This is a genomic window from Rhizobium sp. P1_C7 (genome assembly GCF_056406295.1).
In genome coordinates, this window is the sequence record NZ_JBFUAL010000007.1 from 81,255 (window position 1) to 98,620 (window position 17,366).

The 17,366-nt window shown below is 61.2% G+C and carries 17 protein-coding genes and 1 pseudogene; 14 read left to right on the top strand and 4 right to left on the bottom strand.

Going from position 1 to position 17,366, the window contains the following annotated elements; translation table 11 throughout:
- Window positions 1–12: 12 nt before the first annotated feature.
- On the bottom strand, window positions 13–2,139 hold the full coding sequence (locus tag AC1D2R_RS12880; RefSeq protein ID WP_477967666.1) for a transglycosylase domain-containing protein: 2,127 nt from the start codon (window positions 2,137–2,139) through the stop codon (window positions 13–15).
- A 184-nt stretch (window positions 2,140–2,323) separates the two neighbouring features.
- Between AC1D2R_RS12880 and AC1D2R_RS12885 the strand changes: the two genes are divergently transcribed.
- Entirely contained in the window at window positions 2,324–2,824 is a 501-nt protein-coding gene (locus AC1D2R_RS12885) for a YcgN family cysteine cluster protein (protein WP_477967667.1), read from the top strand.
- Here the strand turns inward: AC1D2R_RS12885 and AC1D2R_RS12890 are convergent.
- Entirely contained in the window at window positions 2,814–3,386 is a 573-nt protein-coding gene (locus AC1D2R_RS12890) for a TetR family transcriptional regulator (protein ID WP_477967668.1), read from the bottom strand. The genes AC1D2R_RS12885 and AC1D2R_RS12890 overlap by 11 nt on opposite strands.
- A 108-nt stretch (window positions 3,387–3,494) precedes the next feature.
- Here AC1D2R_RS12890 and AC1D2R_RS12895 point away from each other — a divergent pair, with 108 nt between their 5' ends.
- Window positions 3,495–4,409, top strand: coding sequence for an SDR family oxidoreductase (locus AC1D2R_RS12895; RefSeq protein WP_477967669.1), 915 nt, complete (start codon window positions 3,495–3,497; stop codon window positions 4,407–4,409).
- A 6-nt stretch (window positions 4,410–4,415) separates the two neighbouring features.
- Here AC1D2R_RS12895 and AC1D2R_RS12900 read toward each other — a convergent pair whose 3' ends face one another.
- Window positions 4,416–4,760: an MmcQ/YjbR family DNA-binding protein gene (locus AC1D2R_RS12900; RefSeq protein WP_477967670.1), complete on the bottom strand. Its 345-nt coding sequence runs from the start codon at window positions 4,758–4,760 to the stop codon at window positions 4,416–4,418.
- Window positions 4,761–4,968: 208 nt separating this feature from the next.
- Here AC1D2R_RS12900 and AC1D2R_RS12905 point away from each other — a divergent pair.
- The 12 genes and pseudogenes from AC1D2R_RS12905 to AC1D2R_RS12960 all read left to right on the top strand — a co-directional run.
- Window positions 4,969–5,248, top strand: a pseudogene (locus tag AC1D2R_RS12905) (DNA-packaging protein); the annotation flags it as partial.
- Between the two features lie 293 nt (window positions 5,249–5,541).
- Complete coding sequence (locus AC1D2R_RS12910; protein WP_477967671.1) at window positions 5,542–6,228, top strand: hypothetical protein; 687 nt, start codon at window positions 5,542–5,544, stop codon at window positions 6,226–6,228.
- A 116-nt stretch (window positions 6,229–6,344) separates the two neighbouring features.
- Window positions 6,345–6,653, top strand: a complete 309-nt coding sequence (locus AC1D2R_RS12915) for a Dabb family protein (RefSeq protein ID WP_477967672.1) — start codon at window positions 6,345–6,347, stop codon at window positions 6,651–6,653.
- Between the two features lie 730 nt (window positions 6,654–7,383).
- Window positions 7,384–8,274, top strand: a complete 891-nt coding sequence (locus AC1D2R_RS12920) for a LysR family transcriptional regulator (RefSeq protein ID WP_477967673.1) — start codon at window positions 7,384–7,386, stop codon at window positions 8,272–8,274.
- Window positions 8,275–9,031: 757 nt separating this feature from the next.
- Entirely contained in the window at window positions 9,032–9,280 is a 249-nt protein-coding gene (locus AC1D2R_RS12925; RefSeq protein WP_477967674.1) for a hypothetical protein, read from the top strand.
- A 52-nt stretch (window positions 9,281–9,332) separates the two neighbouring features.
- Window positions 9,333–10,004, top strand: coding sequence for a response regulator transcription factor (locus AC1D2R_RS12930; RefSeq protein WP_477967675.1), 672 nt, complete (start codon window positions 9,333–9,335; stop codon window positions 10,002–10,004).
- A complete protein-coding gene (locus tag AC1D2R_RS12935; protein ID WP_477967676.1) occupies window positions 9,994–11,397 on the top strand; it encodes an ATP-binding protein in 1,404 nt (467 codons plus the stop codon). The genes AC1D2R_RS12930 and AC1D2R_RS12935 overlap by 11 nt, the downstream gene beginning before the upstream one ends.
- 115 nt (window positions 11,398–11,512) lie before the next feature.
- On the top strand, window positions 11,513–11,941 hold the full coding sequence (locus tag AC1D2R_RS12940) for a hypothetical protein (protein ID WP_477967677.1): 429 nt from the start codon (window positions 11,513–11,515) through the stop codon (window positions 11,939–11,941).
- A 117-nt stretch (window positions 11,942–12,058) separates the two neighbouring features.
- Window positions 12,059–13,195 (top strand): c-type cytochrome biogenesis protein CcmI, encoded by a 1,137-nt coding sequence (gene ccmI / locus AC1D2R_RS12945; RefSeq protein ID WP_477967678.1) that lies wholly within the window; start codon window positions 12,059–12,061, stop codon window positions 13,193–13,195.
- On the top strand, window positions 13,192–13,644 hold the full coding sequence (ccmE, locus tag AC1D2R_RS12950; RefSeq protein ID WP_477967679.1) for a cytochrome c maturation protein CcmE: 453 nt from the start codon (window positions 13,192–13,194) through the stop codon (window positions 13,642–13,644). The genes ccmI and ccmE overlap by 4 nt, the downstream gene beginning before the upstream one ends.
- Entirely contained in the window at window positions 13,641–15,629 is a 1,989-nt protein-coding gene (locus AC1D2R_RS12955) for a heme lyase CcmF/NrfE family subunit (protein ID WP_477967680.1), read from the top strand. Before ccmE ends, AC1D2R_RS12955 begins: the two co-directional genes overlap by 4 nt.
- Window positions 15,626–16,081 (top strand): cytochrome c-type biogenesis protein, encoded by a 456-nt coding sequence (locus AC1D2R_RS12960; RefSeq protein WP_477967681.1) that lies wholly within the window; start codon window positions 15,626–15,628, stop codon window positions 16,079–16,081. Before AC1D2R_RS12955 ends, AC1D2R_RS12960 begins: the two co-directional genes overlap by 4 nt.
- Before the next feature lie 2 nt (window positions 16,082–16,083).
- Here the strand turns inward: AC1D2R_RS12960 and AC1D2R_RS12965 are convergent, their stop codons facing one another.
- Window positions 16,084–17,262 (bottom strand): MFS transporter, encoded by a 1,179-nt coding sequence (locus AC1D2R_RS12965; protein WP_477967682.1) that lies wholly within the window; start codon window positions 17,260–17,262, stop codon window positions 16,084–16,086.
- Window positions 17,263–17,366: the final 104 nt, after the last annotated feature.

The window sequence follows — 17,366 nt, forward strand, 5'->3', positions numbered from 1 at the left end:
GGAAGCGGCGCCTTAACCGGTGCTGGCGACCTTCTGCGGGGCAAGTGGCGGGGCGGTCTTGAGCTGCTCGCCAATGTCCTTGAGAATGCGCGTCGATTCAGCGGAGAGCATGCGCGGTCGCAAGAGAGGCGGTGGGCTGCCCTCAGCCGGTTTTGCGGCAACGGTCTTGACGGGTTCGGGTGCCGTAACGCCCGGGATCTGGCGGAGCGTGATCCCCTGGTGGGCATAGTCCATGGCCCGCTTGAAAGTCATGGCCGGCAGCGAGCCGCCCGTCATCTTGTTGGTCGACGTATAGTCGTCGTTTCCGAACCAGACCGCGCCGGTAAAGTTGCCAGTATAGCCGATGAACCAGGCGTCGCGGTAGGCCTGCGTGGTGCCTGTCTTGCCCGCAGTCAGGATGCCGTTGTCGAGGGCTGCCTTGCGCGCGGTGCCGACGTAGGGAACGCGGGTCAGCATCTGGTTCATGTAGGCGTCGGCTTTTTCCGAAAGCACGCGCTTGGCCGGCGGCTCGTCGCGGTCGAAGTCGTAAAGCACGTCCCCGCCGTAATCGAGAATCTGGCTGATGCCGTGGCGCCTCGACTGGTAGCCGCCTGCCGGGAAGACTGCATAGGCGGTGGCCTGATCCATCACAGTCACCTCCGATGTGCCGATCGGGATGGTCACATCGTCGCGTACCGGAGATTCGACGCCAAGGTTCTTGGCCATCGCCCGGATCGGGGCGATCCCGAACTTCTCCTTGGCAAGACGCACCGGTATCGTGTTGATCGACTGCGCGATAGCCGTCGCCAGCGTGACGCGGCCCGCATACCGATTTTCGTAGTTGTGGGGGCTCCAGTTGCCCCAATAGATCGGCGCATCCACCACGATGCTGTCAGGCGTCATGCCGTTCTCCATGGCCACCGAATAGGTGTAGACCTTGAAGGAGGAGCCCGGTTGCCGCAGCGCCTTCGTGGCACGGTTGAACTGGCTTTCGCCGTAATCGCGGCCGCCGACCATGGCGCGCACGGCACCGCCGTTTTCGATCATCACCATCGCACCCTGCTTGGCGTGATAGCTCTCGCCATACTCGCGCAGCGAGGTCTCGACGGAATCCTCTGCTGCGGCCTGCATGCCCATGTCGATCGTGGTGCGAACGATCAGCGAATGCTGGTGGAAGCGAGGGGAGAGGCGCATGACCTCGTCGAAGGCCCAGTCGAGGAAGAAGTCGGGCGATTCCACCTCGTTGCGGTCGACGACGGTGGCGGGATTGCGCCGGGCGGCGATCACTTGTCCCTCGGTCATCAGTCCGCTCTGGACGAGATTGGTGAGGACCTCGTTGGCACGGCCGCGCGCGGCCGGCAGGTTGACGTGCGGCGCATACTTTGCCGGTGCCTTGAAGAGGCCCGCGAGCATGGCCGATTCGGCAAGGTTCACGTCCGTGATGCTCTTGCCGAAATAGAACTGTGCCGCCGCCGCCGCTCCGAAGGTGCCGCCGCCCATATAGGCGCGGTCGAGGTAGGTGGAGAGGATTTCCTTCTTGGACAGGTTGGCTTCCAGCCAGAGCGCCAGGAAGGCTTCGGTGATCTTACGGTCGATCGAGCGTTCGTTCGACAGGAACAGATTCTTGGCGAGCTGCTGCGTCAGCGTCGAGCCACCCTGGACGACGCCGCCGGCCTGCGCATTGGACACGACCGCGCGGAAAAGGCCGATCACATCGATGCCGAAATGATCAAAGAAGCGCCGGTCTTCGGTTGCCAGCACCGATTTGATCAGGCTGTCCGGAAGTTCGTCGATCGGCACCGAGTTCTGGTGTATGACGCCGCGGTGGCCGACGATGTTGCCGTAGCGGTCGAGGAAGGTAACGGCATAGTCGCCGCGATTGCGCCAATCTTCCTTGGTAGCCTCGAGTGCAGGCTGGGCAAGGGTCAGCATCAACACGGCGCCGACAGCGCCGAGCGTCAGGCCCTCGCCGCCGAGTTCGAAGACGATGCGCTTCCAGCCGCGAACGCGGAAACGGCGAAAGAAGATGGTGATGTCTTCCCAGATCTCGGCCGAACGAAAACCGGCATTCCAGATGGTCGAATCGATCCACGAATCGATTTTCAACAGCAAGTGGCGTTTCTTGCGCGGCTGTGTTTCTGGATTGTCCGGATCCGTCACGTCTTATATTCCCGCCCGATCAGTCACTTCGACGTCGGACGAGCCTGACGCCTTACCATGGCAAATCTGCCGATAGCCTCCGGAGTAACCGGAGCACGGTGAATCATTGGTTGATTTGCCTGCCGAGAACAAGAGAATTGGAAAGCCCTCACGCGATTTTGCGGGCTGTTGCAAGAATGGAATGATGGAAGAAGCACCCTTCTGGAAGCAAAAGACGCTTGGTGAAATGACCAACGTCGAATGGGAAAGCCTCTGCGACGGCTGCGGGCTCTGTTGTCTCAACAAGCTCGAGGATTGGGATAGCGGTGATATCTTCTTCACCTCGATCCGCTGCAAGCTTCTCGACAACGAAAGCTGCCGCTGTTCGAGCTACGAGAACCGCTGGGATTTCGTGCCAGATTGCGTCCAGCTCACCAAGCAGAACGTCGATGAGATCCCCTGGCTGCCGCCGACCTGCGGCTATCGGCTGATCAACGAGGGACGTGATCTCTACTGGTGGCATCCGCTGGTTTCGGGAGATCCGGAAACTGTGCATGCGGCCGGCATTTCGGCGCGGGGCCGGACGATCAGCGAGGCGGAGGTCGATGTCGAAGATTTCGAGGACTACGTCGTCGATTGGCCGCTGACAGTCGGGGAGCCTGCGGTCGACGACGAAGAGGACGAGGCCGAGGAGGCTAAGGTTTGAGCGCGCCGGCCGCCGCATCGAGGAAGCGCTGCAGTTCCTTGCGCACATAGTCTTCGATGGCTCCTTCCGGCTCGAAACCCCACCAGAGCAGGGAGCCCTGCCACTGCGACAGCATCAGCCGGCCGAGCGGCTTGGCCGCGCCTCCCACGGGCAGGCACCGGTCGAGCGCAGTGGCGAGTGTCGTGCCCCACGCGGAACCGCGGGCGCGTAGCGCCGGATCGCGCAGATCCTCTCGGAGCAGCAGCAATCCATCGGCATAGGAAACCGCGTCTTCGCCATAGTCCTTCGAAAGCCCGGAGAGCAGCGCAATCGCGCCCTGGGGCGTCCGCGGAACCGACTGCGCCAGCCGCAGCGTCTCCGCATCCAGCCGGTCCCAGGCGCGCAGCAGCGATGCACGCAGCATTGCCGCCTTTGTGCCGAAGCGCTGGACCAGCGTCGAGCCGGAGAGGCCGCTCGCCTTGGCGACCGCGCCGAAGCTCGCTGCGTCGGGTCCTTCGGCGTGGACCAGAGCGAGCACCATATCCAGAAGCTGTTCGTCGGAAAGCGTGCGGTTGCGCGGCATGAAATTCCACTTGCGTTCGCATCGATTATGAACGAACGTTCGTTTATAATCAATCCTAGATGGGGAGGGATTGAGATCCGTTTCGTTTCCAGCGTGGAGGAGAGGAGTATGACAGCAGACTTGTCCGGAAAGATCGCCCTGTTGGCCGGCGGCACCCGCGGCGCGGGCCGCGGCATTGCCGTCGAGCTCGGTGCGGCCCGTGCCACGGTCTATGTGACAGGCCGCACGACGCAGACGCAGCAATCGGAGTACGCCCGGCCGGAAACGATCGAGGAGACGGCCGAGATGGTGACTGCAGCCGGCGGCAGGGGCATCGCCGTTTGCGTCGACCATCTCGTGGCGAAGGAGGTCGAAAATCTCGTTGCGCGCATCCGCCTCGAAGAGGGCAGGCTCGATATCCTCGTCAACGACATCTGGGGCGGGGAGCATCTGACGGAGTGGAACAAGCCGGTCTGGGAGCATTCGCTCGACAAGGGCCTCCACATGCTCCGCCTGGCGATCGACACCCACCTGATCACCGCCCACTATGCGCTGGCACTGATGATAGAGCAGCCGGGCGGACTGATGGTCGAGATGACCGATGGGACCGCGGAGTACAACGACACGCACTACCGGCTCTGCCCCTACTACGACCTCGTCAAGACAGGCGTCATCCGCATGGCATGGGCGCATGCGAAGGACCTCGCGCCGCACGGTGCCACGGCTGTTTCACTAACGCCGGGCTGGATGCGCTCGGAGATGATGCTCGATATCTACGGCGTCCGGGAGGGCAACTGGCGCGACGCGACCACGGCGCAGCCGCATTTCGTCATCTCCGAAACCCCGCGCTTCACTGGCAGGGCGGTAGCGGCGCTGGCGGCGGATCCGGAGCGCGCTCGCTGGAACGGCCGGTCGCTGTCAAGCGGCGGTCTGGCGAAGGTCTACGGTTTCGACGACGTAGACGGTTCCAGGCCGGATTGCTGGCGCTACATGGACGAGGTGATGGAAAGAGGTATGCCTGCCGACGCCACCGGCTATCGTTGAATCGGTTTATGGAGAAGGGATGACAACCCACTGCTTTTGCAGGGTTTTAGGCGCGACATTCTGCCATGATTTGCGCACCAGGTCCTGCACCAGTGCATCTCCGGCAAGCTGGTAGAAAATTCGTGTCGAACCGCGAAGGCCCCAGCCGCCGGGTACCGCCGCCGTCTCGTCGGGCGCGATTGCAAGCGTCATGTGCTGCTGGTCGGGTGTCAGTCGGACGACGCAGTAATCCTGATCGGGCATGGTCAGGAAAATCTTGCTGCGCACGCGGAAATCACGTGTGCCGTGATGCGTGCTCTCCACCGCCTCCGGCAGGCTGAGCGCAAAGGATAAGAGCTCTTCCCGGGTCATGCCTGCAATTTTAGCACAAGCGGATGGTTCGCGGCCAATCAGAAAAACTCAAGCAGCCGCCAGCACGCCACCGGTGACCTGTTCTGGCGGCGTCCAGCGCAGAGTCCGCTCCAGCGCCACGATGCAGATCGGGTCATGCGATTGACCGCCCCCTCCCAGTCGACGGCATTTCGGGGATTTGCCGCATTGCCTCCGCGTGTTTGCCTAGATCAACCAGGGCGGCGACATGGTGACGACGATGCTGAAGAGCATCGATGACAGCTTGCCGGTCTCGACCGTGCGGGCGATCCGCGGCAAGTATCTGAGGGCAGGGCCGATGGCGTTGCTCTATGATCAGGACGCGTTGCCCAACCGGCCGGTTTCCGGCGCTTGAGGACCAGATGTGCGATTTCGGTCGCGACGGACTTTCCTCCGACCGTTCGTCCGACCTGCTGGATGGTCTGGGCGCGCTGACGGCGCTTACGCTGGACGGAAATGGAGAACGCTAGGGGTGTGTGATCCTCAGCGCTGTGGCGGCTGTGGCGTCGGGCGAGGCTGGTGCTCGTGACGGACCTGACGCCATTCGTTCTCGAGCTGATCGATCACATGTTGGGGTATCGTCGGCTGGTTGCTGTTGGCGGGCTGCTGCATTCTCTCCTCCGGCGGCCAGGATTTAACGTTGGATTAATAACTGGCATGGCTCAAATAATCTGTAAATCAGGGCCTTAAACACTTTAAACGATTGAATTTATTTTAATCGATTAAGAGGGAAAATGCCGTTTCAGTTTGCAAGGCGAACACGATGGTTATCCACATAGACCGCCCGTTTTTCTTTGATATCGCGCGGGACGCTCTCTTCAAGGGCACGCTCAGGCAGCAGCAGGTCGAAGGCATGACGGCAATTCTCGATTTCTGGGAGGCACGGATGCCGGAGGCCGATCCGCGCTGGCTGGCCTACATCCTGGCCACCGCCTTTCACGAAACCGCCTTCACGATGCAGCCGGTGCGCGAGACGCTAGCCGCGACCGATGCCCGCGCCGTTGAAATCCTTGAGGTTGCCTATGCCAGCGGCAAGTTATCCTGGGTGAAAACGCCCTACTGGCGGCCGGATGAGGAAGGCAAGAGCTGGCTCGGGCGCGGGCTGGTGCAGCTTACCCACAAGCGGAACTACGAGGCGATGAGCGTACTGACGGGCATTGACCTCGTCGCCGAGCCTGACCGGGCGATGGAGATGGATGCGGCGGTATCGATCCTCGTCGAAGGCATGGTGCAGGGCAGCTTTGCCAGCCACAAGCTTGCCGACCATCTCAACGAAACCATGGACGACTGGGTGAACGCGCGCCGCATCGTCAATGGCACCGACCGCGCCGAAAAGCTGGCCGGCTACGGCAAGGCCTTCCTTGCGGCAATCCGCCACGAGAAGCCGCGGGGCGTGTTCTCGCGGTTGAAGGCCTGGCTTGCTCGTGGTATCGCGCGGGTCTTCGGATAAAGCAATTCCAGCAAAAGTGCGCAGCGGTTTTGCGTTCGGATATGTGTACAAAGAGACAGCGTTTTCGCTATTCGAAGAAAAGCGGGAATGCTTTAGACCCTGACAGGAGCTCCCGCGTGATCCGCCACATCGTCTTCTTCACGGCGCCCGCTGAAAACCTGGAGAAGGTGAGGGCCGGCCTGTCGATCCTGACCGCTATCCCGCACGCCCGCCTACTGGAGATCGGCACCAACTTCAAGACCGACCAGCTTGGCACCGAAGTCGACCTCGTCGTCTACGGCGAATTCGACGACGAGGCGGCACTCGCCGCCTACAAGGCCCACCCCGAATACCAGCGCTCGATAGACCTGGTGCGCCCGATCCGCGAAATGCGGATGGCGGCGGATTATGAGAGCGACACTGCGGTGAGCCAGCCACTTCGATAGTTGATTGAGCGCCTTCGGCGCTCCAATCGTCTCAATCTGAGACCATTGGTCTTCGCCCGATGGCAGGATTGGTTTTGTCGAAGTATTTTTGTTGCTTTTCATTTCAAGTGCGCAACACGAGGCGAAATCGAGAATGCCAGTCCGGTCTCGGTGCGGCTAAAAAAAGCTTCATCACGCCTCCTCGACTGGGATGGTCGCCGATGCGCAACCGACAAGTTTCCGCGGAGGCTCACTTGCGGGTGCCCTCGACTACCCGGGGAGTTGTCTGAGCCGCACGCCTATTCCTCCGTCGACCAACTCTCCTTCTTCCTGAAAGACTACACCAGCGGACTCAAATGTCAGCCTTAGTAACCGCAGGTTACTTTCTCGCATCTCGCCGCCTCGCTCGAAGGCGCGAATTGAAACGGAACTTATCGCCGTTCGCTTTGCAAGCTCATTTTGGGTCCAGTCTAATAGAGCTCGTGCGGCTCGGCATTGAGGTGGCTTCAGCATAACTTTCTTTTTTCGAAAGTTTAGTATTGAAAAGGAAAGTTTCGGGTGTTAATCGACTACAACTTATCTTTTGCATAGCGCCGTTGCAATGTCAGTGCCGCGACAGTACATGCGTTCGCGCTTTCGTATGTGTTTGAGATTACAAAGCATTGCTCGGCGCCGATGCAACCGGTGAACGGGATGGGCCGCCAGGTCACGTCGTCTCGAAGCACGGCAGCACCTAGATGGATGACCCCGTATGGAACTACGCCAGCTCTCCTACTTCAAAGCAGTGGCCGAGGAACTGCACTTCGGCCGGGCGGCTGCCAGGATCCGCATTGCCCAGCCGGCGCTGAGCACGCAGGTGCAGGCACTGGAAAAGGAGCTTGGTCTGCAGCTTCTGGTCCGCACCACCAGACGGGTGGAACTGACACGGGCAGGCGAAACTTTCTATGATCGCTGCATCAGGATCCTCAGCGAAATCGATCTGACCACCGAGATCACCAGGGCGGTKGCCGGCAAGACGATGAAGCAGATCAGGATCGGCACCGTCTATCCGGCCACCACAGGGGTGCTGCCGGCGTTCCTGGCAAAGATCGCCCGCAAGTATCCGGATGTGCGCATCCATATTTCCAGCGGCAACACCAGCGATATCATCCGCAGCCTGGAAAGCGGCCAGATCAATCTCGGCTTCATCCGACCGGTCGAGAACATCGGCTCGCTGCGGTTCTTCTCGATTGCCCATGAGCGCTATCTGCTGGCGGTGGCAAAGGCGAGCCCGCTGGCAGCGCAAGAGGAGATCGGCATCGAGGATCTGCGCGATGAGAAGATCATCGCCTTCAACAGGCAGAACCTGTCTTATACCGAGAGGTACTTCAACGAGAGGTTCGAGGCGTATGACCTGACCCGCAACATTGCCTATACCTGCGACGACACCTACTCACTGGTCTCACTTGTCTCAGCAGGGCTTGGCATCGGCTTTGCACCGGAGTGGGTTCGCGATCTGCCCAACCGTAACTTCGAGCTCAAGAAGGTGAGGGGGATCGATTTCCGGATCGGGCTCGGGGTTGCCTGGAATAAAGAGGATCCGACTGCCTCGCGCGATGACATCGTCGATATCGCCCGGTCGCTGGCACGGCCGGGCGGGTGAGCGGCGGTTCAAATAACCCTTCTCTTCCCGACTTCCGCGTCGTGTCCTCGCAGCACACGGGTCAACAACCAAATCCGACTCAAGTCTTTACTGTTTTGCTGATAACTGCCGCCAGCACGGACAGCTTGGTCGGCTCGTGCTGCTCGACGTTCTAAAACGTGTTGAGAATACCAGCGTCATCGCCCAGAGACGAGATATAACTCCGGTAGCGGCTGGCCTCGGTATCAAAATAATCTGTTCGCCGCTGTCGCAACGCACCGCGTTTTTTGGTCGATATGGGGCATTCCCTTCTGGTTGAGTAAAACGGATCGATCGGCTCTTCGATCGTGGCCGTGAATGCCGAGGGTGGCTGCTGACGCATCATCTCGTTCCATATGCAGGGAAAGCTCGGCGGTAGGTAGAGCGCCACAGCTATCTGCTTTCGCAAACGATCTCGTGACCATCCGGCGGGCCACATCCCGGTAACAAGCATGGCGGCGGGCCCCAGGTTTACGCCAGATCGATGACGCTACCGACGATATTTCAGTATCGCCCCGCGGAATTCGGGCTGTATGGCCAAGACCGAAATTGATCCGCCAGGTTGAGCGCGAGAGCACTCTCAAGGGGTGGACGATCTCCGTTCTCCGCGGGTTTTTTGTACGTAGTCTCCTTGCTTTTAAACCGTTCTAAACATCAAGGAATACAGTGCATTCATTTGCCATTCAGGTGGCTTGAGTACATAGTCGGGCCAAGTTGATATCCACTGGAAGCATAGCACATGGCCTCTCCTTTGAGCGTCGCAGCGTTGGCCGTCGGGCTGGCGGTATCGTCGCCCTCACCGGACAATTCGCGCAACTTTATCGTGCGCGTAGCAGGCGATTGCAGCGCAGCCGCACAGCAGGTCGTGGAAAAGACGGGCGGGCAATTGCTCTCCGTTCAACCTTCGGGCGACAGCTGCATCATCACGGTTCTGGTTCAGGGCAACGGTCAGCGTCCGCGCAAGGTAACCGTCAAGGTTCCGATGTAGGCAGAATCGGCCTATGAAACAGCGAAGAGATCAAGCGGAGTAAAGCGGACCGATGCGCATCCTGGTAGTCGAAGACGACGTAAACCTTAACCGGCAGCTGAGTGAGACTCTCAAGGAGGCCGGCTACGTCGTGGATCAGGCGTTCGACGGCGAGGAAGGACACTTCCTCGGGGACACCGAGCCTTACGACGCGATTATTCTCGACATCGGCCTTCCCGAATTGGACGGCGTGAGCGTGCTGGAGAAGTGGCGCGGCGCCGGACGCGGCATGCCGGTACTGATCCTGACCGCACGCGATCGCTGGAGCGACAAGGTCGCCGGGATCGACGCGGGCGCCGACGACTACGTCACCAAACCGTTCCACGTGGAAGAGGTACTTGCCCGCATCCGCGCACTGATCCGCCGCGCCGCCGGCCACTCTTCGTCCGAAATCATCTGCGGCCCGGTACGCCTGGACACCAAGACCTCGAAAGCCGTGGTCAACGGTGTGGCATTGAAGCTGACGTCGCATGAATACCGCCTTCTGGCCTATCTGATGCATCACATGGGCGAGGTGGTATCGCGGACCGAACTCGTGGAGCACATGTATGACCAGGATTTCGATCGCGATTCCAACACGATCGAGGTCTTCGTCGGCCGCTTGCGCAAGAAGATGGGTGTTGATTTGATCGAAACGGTGCGCGGTCTGGGTTACCGCATCCAAGCGCCGAACAATGCGAATTAAGTCTCTCACTGCACGCGTTCTGCTCCTGACCACGATCTGGTCGACCGTGGCGCTCGTGGTCATCGGTCTTTTGATCTCGACCCTCTATCGCAAGAGTGCCGAGCGCGGTTTTCAGGATTTGCTGCGGGCGCAGCTCTACAACGTCATAAACTCGGTTGCGATCGGCGATCAGGGTTCTCTCAGCGGCAGTCCCCAGCTCGGCGACCTCAGGTTCGCTCAGCCGAAGACCGGCTGGTACTGGGTTGTTGAACCGCTTGGCACCTACACCGCGCCACCGCTGGTGTCGCCGTCGCTGGGATCGGCGACGATCCCGGTTCCATCGGTTCTGGAGGCTCCCTTCGACAAGAACTACGAGCGTTACTATCAGGTGACGGACGCCTCCGGAAACCGGATCCAGGTCGCGGAAACTGAAGTCGTGCTCGACACGGACGGGAGAGCCGCGCGTTTTCGCGTCACCGGCAACGTCGATGTCGTGGAAGACGACGTCCGCAATTTCTCCCATAGCCTCTATCTGGCGCTTGCCGGCTTCGGTGTAGGCAGCCTGATTGTCAACGCACTGGCCATTCTTTATGGCCTGAAGCCCCTCGACAAGGCGCGCGCCGCGCTGGAGCGTATCCGCGCGGGCGAGAGCGAGCAGTTGAAGGGCGCGTTTCCCCGTGAAATCCTGCCACTTGCCAACGAGGTGAACGCGCTGATCGACAGCAATCGGCGCATCGTCGAGCGCGCGCGCATGCAGGTCGGCAATCTTGCCCATTCGCTGAAGACGCCGATCGCCGTGCTGCTCAACGAGGCGCGCGTGCTGGAGCGGTCTCATGGCGATCTGGTGCGCAGCCAGGCCGAAGCGATGCAGGGGCAGGTGCAGTCGTATCTGAACCGTGCACGTATTGCCGCGCAACGCGAATCCGTTCTGGCGCGCACCGACGCCGAGCCGGCGATGGAGCGACTGGTTCGCGTCATGCGTCGCCTGAACGTGGACAGGGAATTCGAGCTTTCGGTCACGCCCCAGCACATTGCCGTCGCCATGGAGCAGCAGGATCTCGAGGAGGTGGTAGGCAATCTTCTGGAGAATGCCGCTCGTTTTGCCGCGAGCAAGGTCCGCCTGTCCGTCGCCGAGACGCATGACGAGGTAAAGGGAACCGAGGCCAGCGCACGCCGCCACTGGGTCGAGTTGGTGGTCGAGGACGATGGACCGGGTCTGGAGCCCGATCAAATCCGCGAGGCGCTAAAGCGTGGGCGGCGGCTGGATGAAAGCAAGCCGGGGACAGGCCTTGGCCTTTCGATCGTGACCGAAATCTCCAATGAGTACCAGGGCAGGCTCGAACTCTCCCGCGGGGATTGGGGCGGTCTCAAAGCGCGCCTTATTCTGCCGGGTGTGACAAAGGATGTTGCGTGAGGAACGGCTTGATGCCACAAAGCCATAGGTATTTGCATAGCATGCTTTGCCTTATTGACGACAAGGCGCGATGCGCCTGTGGCGGCGTGATGACACCTGATTCGGGTTCGACTGAATGATACTCCGTTCAAAAGGCATGATTGTTTCTTCGCTTTTGGCAGCCGTAGCTCTGTCTGGTTGCCAGACAACCAAGAGTGGTGCATCGGCTGGCCTGTTCGGCACTGGCAAACCATCTGCGTCCGCCTCGTTCATCGCTGACTTGCAGGGCGGAATTGTTGGCCGTGCGGGCGTGACGCTGAGTGATAGCGACCGTCAGCGTGCCCTCGAGGCCGAGTATCGCGCCCTGGAAGGTGCGGCCGTAGGGCAGCCGGTCGTCTGGAGCGGACGCAACATCAGCGGCAGGGTAGTGGCGGCGGCTCCCTATCAGGTCGGCTCGCAGAATTGTCGTCAGTATACCCATACGCTCACCGTCGAGGGCAAGGAAACGGTCGCTCGCGGTTCGGCTTGCCGGAACGACAATGGCAGCTGGACGCCGCTCGGTTAGCCGCTCCGGTGGTGCTGCTGCGAGCATTCCATCGAGAATTGCGGCCAAACGCCTCAAATTGCCGTCATCACGGCTTTGCCTGTTGGAATGGGGCTGCGCTTCGAGTATTTGGCGGTTATGATTTTCTGGATTCTCCTGGCTGTTATGACGGCGGCTGTTGCCGCTATCCTGCTTTACCCGCTTCTGCGTGGAGCGGCGGCGGCTGACGATGGTCGCGCCGGCGAGGCTGCCGTCTATCGCGACCAGCTACGCGAGCTCGATCGTGACCTCGCCGGAGGACTGATTTCGACGGAAGAGGCCGAATATGCGCGTGCGGAAATCGGCCGGCGCCTCATTGCCGCCTCGAATGCAGCGCCGGTGACGACTCTGAAGACCTCAGGCCATCGCCGCCTTGCCGAGGCGCTGGTTCTTCTGCTCCTTCCTGTTGTCGGGCTCTGTCTTTACACGGTGATGGGCAGGCCGGATCTACCTTCGCAGCCGCTGGCAGCGCGGTATGAGAATCCCGATATGGGCATCCTGATCGCCAAGGCCGAGCGTCACCTCGCGCAGAACCCCGACGACGGCAAGGGTTGGGACGTTCTCGCGCCTATCTATGTCAGCACCATGCGCGTCGCGGAAGCTGAGACGGCCTATCGCAATGCGATCCGATTGCTCGGCCCGAGCGTCGTGCGGCTGGACGGCCTTGCCGAGACGCTGATGGCCAAATCGAGCGGTATCGTGACCGACGATGCGCGCCTGGCGCTGGAGCAATCGCTGCAACTGGAGCCCGATAATCCGCGTGCCCGGTTTTATGTTGCGCTCGGCATGGAGCAAATGGGAAAGGCCGACGACGCCCGCGCCGCCTTCGAAGCGATCGTCAGGCAATCGCCCGCCGATGCGCCGTGGGTGCCGCTCGTCAATGAGCATATTGCAAAGAACGGCGGAACGCTTTCGCAGGCCGCGGCCATAGCGCAGCCGCCCGGCAATCCGACGCAGTCCGACGTCGCCGCCGCCGGGCAGATGGGTGCCGGCGACAGGCAGCAGATGATCAAGGGTATGGTCGACAGTCTGGATGCCAAGCTTACCGAAAATCCCAACAATCTCGAAGGCTGGTTGCGGCTCGTCCGTTCCTATGCCGTATTGAACGACAAGGATCGTGCGGCGGATGCGCTGAAGCGCGGGCTCGCCGCATTCCCCGGCAACGGTGAACAGGGCAGAGAGCTGTTGGCGCTTGCGCGCGAGCTCGGCCTTGCGACGGAAGGAATGACCGAATGACGCGCAAGCAGAAGCGCTTGGCTGTGATTGGCGGCGGCATGAGTTTCATCATTGCCGCGGTTCTGCTTGTCATGTTCGCCTTTGGCCAGTCGGTCGCATATTTTTACATGCCGGCCGATCTTGCAAAGCGTCCGGTGCCGCCGGGAACCCGCATACGGCTTGGCGGCCTTGTCGGTGACGGAAGCGTCGTCAGAGGCGTCGGATCGACGGTTCAGTTCGCAGTAACCGATGCCACCGGCGATCTCGTCCAGGTCCGCTACACCGGCATACTGCCGGATCTCTTTCGCGAGGGGCAGGGCGTCGTGACCGAGGGCCGCTTCGAGGCGGGCAGCAACGTCTTTACCGCCGACACCGTGCTTGCCAAGCATGATGAGAAGTACATGCCGAAGGAAGTCGCCGACAGGCTGAAGTCGCAAGGGCTCTGGAAAGAGGGAGAGGCGCCGCAATGATCATCGAGGTCGGGCACTACGCGCTCATTCTGGCGCTGGCCACGGCGATCGTCGTCTCGCTTGTGCCTGTCATCGGCGCGCGGCGCCTGGATCAGGCGATGATGGACTTGGCGCCCATCGGCTCTGTCGTCATGTTCGGGCTGGTTGCTTTCTCGTTCTGCGTGCTGACCTATGCGCATGTCGTCTCGGACTTTTCTGTCGAGAACGTGTGGGAAAACTCCCACTCGCTGGTGCCGCTGATCTACAAATACTCCGGCGTCTGGGGCAATCACGAAGGCTCGATGATGCTGTGGCTGCTGATCCTGGCGCTGTTCAGCGCGCTTGTCGCAGCCTTCGGCCGCAACCTGCCAGATACACTGAAGGCAAATGTGCTAGCGGTGCAGGCCTGGATTTCGGTTGCCTTTATTCTCTTCATTCTGCTCACCTCCAATCCGTTCATCCGCCTCGACCCGGCGCCAGCGGAAGGCAAGGATTTGAACCCCGTCCTGCAGGACATCGGCCTTGCGATCCATCCGCCCTTGCTCTACCTCGGTTATGTCGGCTTTTCGGTCTGTTTTTCCTTCGCGGTCGCGGCCCTTCTCGAAGGGCGTATCGATGCCGCCTGGGCGCGATGGGTAAGACCCTGGACGCTCGCGGCCTGGACCTTTCTGACGCTCGGCATCGCCATGGGTTCCTACTGGGCTTATTACGAGCTTGGCTGGGGCGGCTGGTGGTTCTGGGATCCGGTCGAGAACGCTTCGTTCATGCCCTGGCTCGCAGGCACGGCACTGCTGCATTCGGCGCTGGTGATGGAGAAGCGAGAGGCGCTGAAGATCTGGACCGTGCTACTCGCGATCTTGACGTTCTCTCTATCGCTGATGGGCACCTTCCTGGTCCGCTCCGGGGTCCTGACCTCCGTACACGCCTTCGCCAGCGACCCGTCGCGGGGCGTCTTCATCCTCTGCATCCTGCTGCTCTTCATTGGCGGCGCGCTCTCGCTTTTCGCCTTACGCGCGCCGCGGCTTACTGCAGGGGGCCTGTTCGCGCCGATCTCCCGCGAGGGTGCGCTGGTGGTCAACAACCTGATCCTGACGGTTGCCTGCGGCACGGTGCTGACCGGAACGCTTTATCCGCTGCTGCTCGAAACGCTGACCGGCGACAAAATCTCGGTCGGGCCGCCTTTCTTCAACATGACCTTCGGTCTCCTCATGGCGCCTTTGCTGGTGATCGTGCCGTTCGGGCCACTGCTGGCCTGGAAGCGTGGCGATCTGCTGGGCGCGCTTCAGCGGCTCTACCTCGTGGCTGCCTTGGCCTTCGTTGCCGCTGTCGTGTTCTTCTATGTCGAGCACGGCGGGCCGGTACTGTCCGTGCTCGGACTTGCTGCGGGTCTATTTCTCGTCTTCGGCGCCATTGCCGACCTCTGGTATCGCGCCGGCGTTGGCAAGGTCGCGACCGATGTCGCCTGGCGCCGCCTTGCCGGCCTTCCACGCTCTGCCTTTGGGACGGCGCTTGCGCATGCGGGCCTCGGCGTTGCCGTGCTCGGCATCGTCACGGTCACGACGTTCGAGGCCGAGCATGTGGTGCAGATGAAGCAGGGCGAGGTGGTCGAGGCGGGTGGCTACGCGTTGCGTTTCGACGGCATGAAGTCGGCAACCGGGCCGAATTTCACTGAGGAACGCGGTCACTTCACCATCGCCCGCGGCGGCGTCGAAATCGCCGACGTCTGGTCTGCCAAGCGCCTCTATACCGCGCGCCAGATGCCGACGACGGAGGCCGGTATTCTCACCTTCGGCTTCAGCCAGCTCTATGTCTCGCTCGGAGACGCAACGAACGACGGTAGCATCGTTGTCCGTATCTGGTGGAAACCTTTCATCCTTTGCATCTGGGGCGGTGCGGTGATCATGGCGATCGGCGGCTTCGTATCGCTGAGTGACCGTCGCCTGCGTGTGGGAGCACCGCGTCGCAAGGCAAAGTCTGCTCGCCCCGCAATGGAGCCGGCCGAATGATGAGACGCTTTCTTCTGGTCGTTGCTCTCATGCTCGCAGCGGCGCCTGCCTTCGCCGTCAATCCCGACGAGGTGCTTGCCGATCCGGCTCTTGAGACGCGCGCCCGTACGATCTCGGCCGAGCTCCGCTGTATGGTCTGCCAGAACCAGTCGATCGACGACTCCAATGCCGAGCTGGCCAAGGATTTGCGGTTGCTGGTCCGTCAACGCATAACCGACGGGGACAGCGACCAGCAGGTATTGAACTACATCGTCTCCCGTTACGGCGAGTTCGTTCTGCTGAAGCCGCGGTTCGAGACAAAAACGTTGCTGCTCTGGTGCGCACCGCTTCTGCTGATAGCGCTTGGAGGCATCTCGCTTGCCGTCTTCGCCCGGCGACGCGCCGGCAAGCCGACGGGCACCGCGCTGACCGAAGGCGAACAGGCCCGATTGAACGAACTGCTCGATAAATAGTGTCAGCCGCGCCGTAGCAGGAGCTGGCGCAGAAGCGATACGACGAACCAGGCCGTAAACGCCAGTACCACGCTGCCTGCGGCAATCGGTCCTGCTGCCGGAGTGTAGATATCCATCGCTGCCCCGACGGTGGTTGAGCCCGCGGCACTTCCGACCGCGTAGGCAAGCGCAAATGCCGCGCTCCCGGCAACAAGCGTGTCGCCGGCATAGCGCTCGCCGAGGAGCGTCAATGCACAGGTATAGAGCGAAAAGCTCGCTGCGCCCATGATGCCGAAGGCGATCAAGATGGCGGCCTGAGACTGAAGAAACGGAATGACGATGAAGCTGAGGCCGGCGAGGCAGCCGGAACATACGGCGACGCCGGACCGTGACGTCTTGTCGAGAAACCAGCCCACGACAGGCTGAGCTAGGGCGGTCGGAAGCGCAAGAACGGTAACGCTGACCGCAGCAAAGGCCTCGGAGTAACCGAGCCTGACAAAGTAAACCGGCATTGCCGAAATGGCAGCGATGTCGGCAAAAGCGAACGCGGCGACCATGCCGATGAGCATAGGTGCACTACTGACGAACTTGAAAAGCGCGCCCGACACCGCTTGCTCGGGCTGTGTGCGCGCTCTCCTGCTGAGGATGACCGTCAGGAACGCGACGCAGGCGACATAGACGGCAAGCAACGCGAACGCAAAGCCTTGCTCCGTTCCAAATAGCGGGATGGCGAGCGGGCCCGCGGCAAAGCCGCCGCACATGCCTGCGCCGTAGAGACCGGAAATCCGCCCGCGCAGTCGATTGGGGCAGGCGGTATTGAGCCAGGCCTCGCTCAGCATGAAGATCAGGCTCACGCAAACACCAAGACAGAAGCGTGCGATGCACCATACCCAAAAAATGTCGAAGGTTGCGAAAACGGAAAGACTGAGCGCGCAGCCGACCAGCCCGGCAACGATCAGTCGATCACCCCGGACGACCCGCGAAAGCCACCCGACAGCGAATGTGGCCGTCGCCAGCCCCGCGGCGAAGCATCCAGCGTTGAAGCCGATCAGGCTTGGGGAAACCTTCCGATGTTCGAGAACCAGTGAAATCAGCGGATAGGTGAGCCCCTGCGCCACGGCAAAAGCGGTGACACCGACAATCACGGCGGCGATTGCGGCCCTGTCTGGCGCAAAATCGTCTACCGGAATTGCATGGGTCATCGGTGGGCCTCGTTCGCGTTGCGGACCGACGCATAGCGGGTGGGCTCTTCGAAGTCGAGAGTGGGTGGAAGTGCCATGCCACGCCCCGGTCAATTTCAGACATT

Bases quoted from the DNA above. Each gene is read 5' to 3' on its own strand.
- AC1D2R_RS12885 (WP_477967667.1), top strand. From the start codon at position 2,324: ATGGAAGAAGCACCCTTCTGGAAGCAAAAGACGCTTGGTGAAATGACC.
- AC1D2R_RS12890 (WP_477967668.1), bottom strand. From the start codon at position 3,386: ATGCCGCGCAACCGCACGCTTTCCGACGAACAGCTTCTGGATATGGTG.
- AC1D2R_RS12895 (WP_477967669.1), top strand. From the start codon at position 3,495: ATGACAGCAGACTTGTCCGGAAAGATCGCCCTGTTGGCCGGCGGCACC.
- AC1D2R_RS12900 (WP_477967670.1), bottom strand. From the start codon at position 4,760: ATGACCCGGGAAGAGCTCTTATCCTTTGCGCTCAGCCTGCCGGAGGCG.
- AC1D2R_RS12910 (WP_477967671.1), top strand. From the start codon at position 5,542: ATGGTTATCCACATAGACCGCCCGTTTTTCTTTGATATCGCGCGGGAC.
- AC1D2R_RS12925 (WP_477967674.1), top strand. From the start codon at position 9,032: ATGGCCTCTCCTTTGAGCGTCGCAGCGTTGGCCGTCGGGCTGGCGGTA.
- AC1D2R_RS12930 (WP_477967675.1), top strand. From the start codon at position 9,333: ATGCGCATCCTGGTAGTCGAAGACGACGTAAACCTTAACCGGCAGCTG.
- AC1D2R_RS12935 (WP_477967676.1), top strand. From the start codon at position 9,994: ATGCGAATTAAGTCTCTCACTGCACGCGTTCTGCTCCTGACCACGATC.
- AC1D2R_RS12940 (WP_477967677.1), top strand. From the start codon at position 11,513: ATGATACTCCGTTCAAAAGGCATGATTGTTTCTTCGCTTTTGGCAGCC.
- ccmI (WP_477967678.1), top strand. From the start codon at position 12,059: ATGATTTTCTGGATTCTCCTGGCTGTTATGACGGCGGCTGTTGCCGCT.
- ccmE (WP_477967679.1), top strand. From the start codon at position 13,192: ATGACGCGCAAGCAGAAGCGCTTGGCTGTGATTGGCGGCGGCATGAGT.
- AC1D2R_RS12955 (WP_477967680.1), top strand. From the start codon at position 13,641: ATGATCATCGAGGTCGGGCACTACGCGCTCATTCTGGCGCTGGCCACG.
- AC1D2R_RS12960 (WP_477967681.1), top strand. From the start codon at position 15,626: ATGATGAGACGCTTTCTTCTGGTCGTTGCTCTCATGCTCGCAGCGGCG.
- AC1D2R_RS12965 (WP_477967682.1), bottom strand. From the start codon at position 17,262: ATGACCCATGCAATTCCGGTAGACGATTTTGCGCCAGACAGGGCCGCA.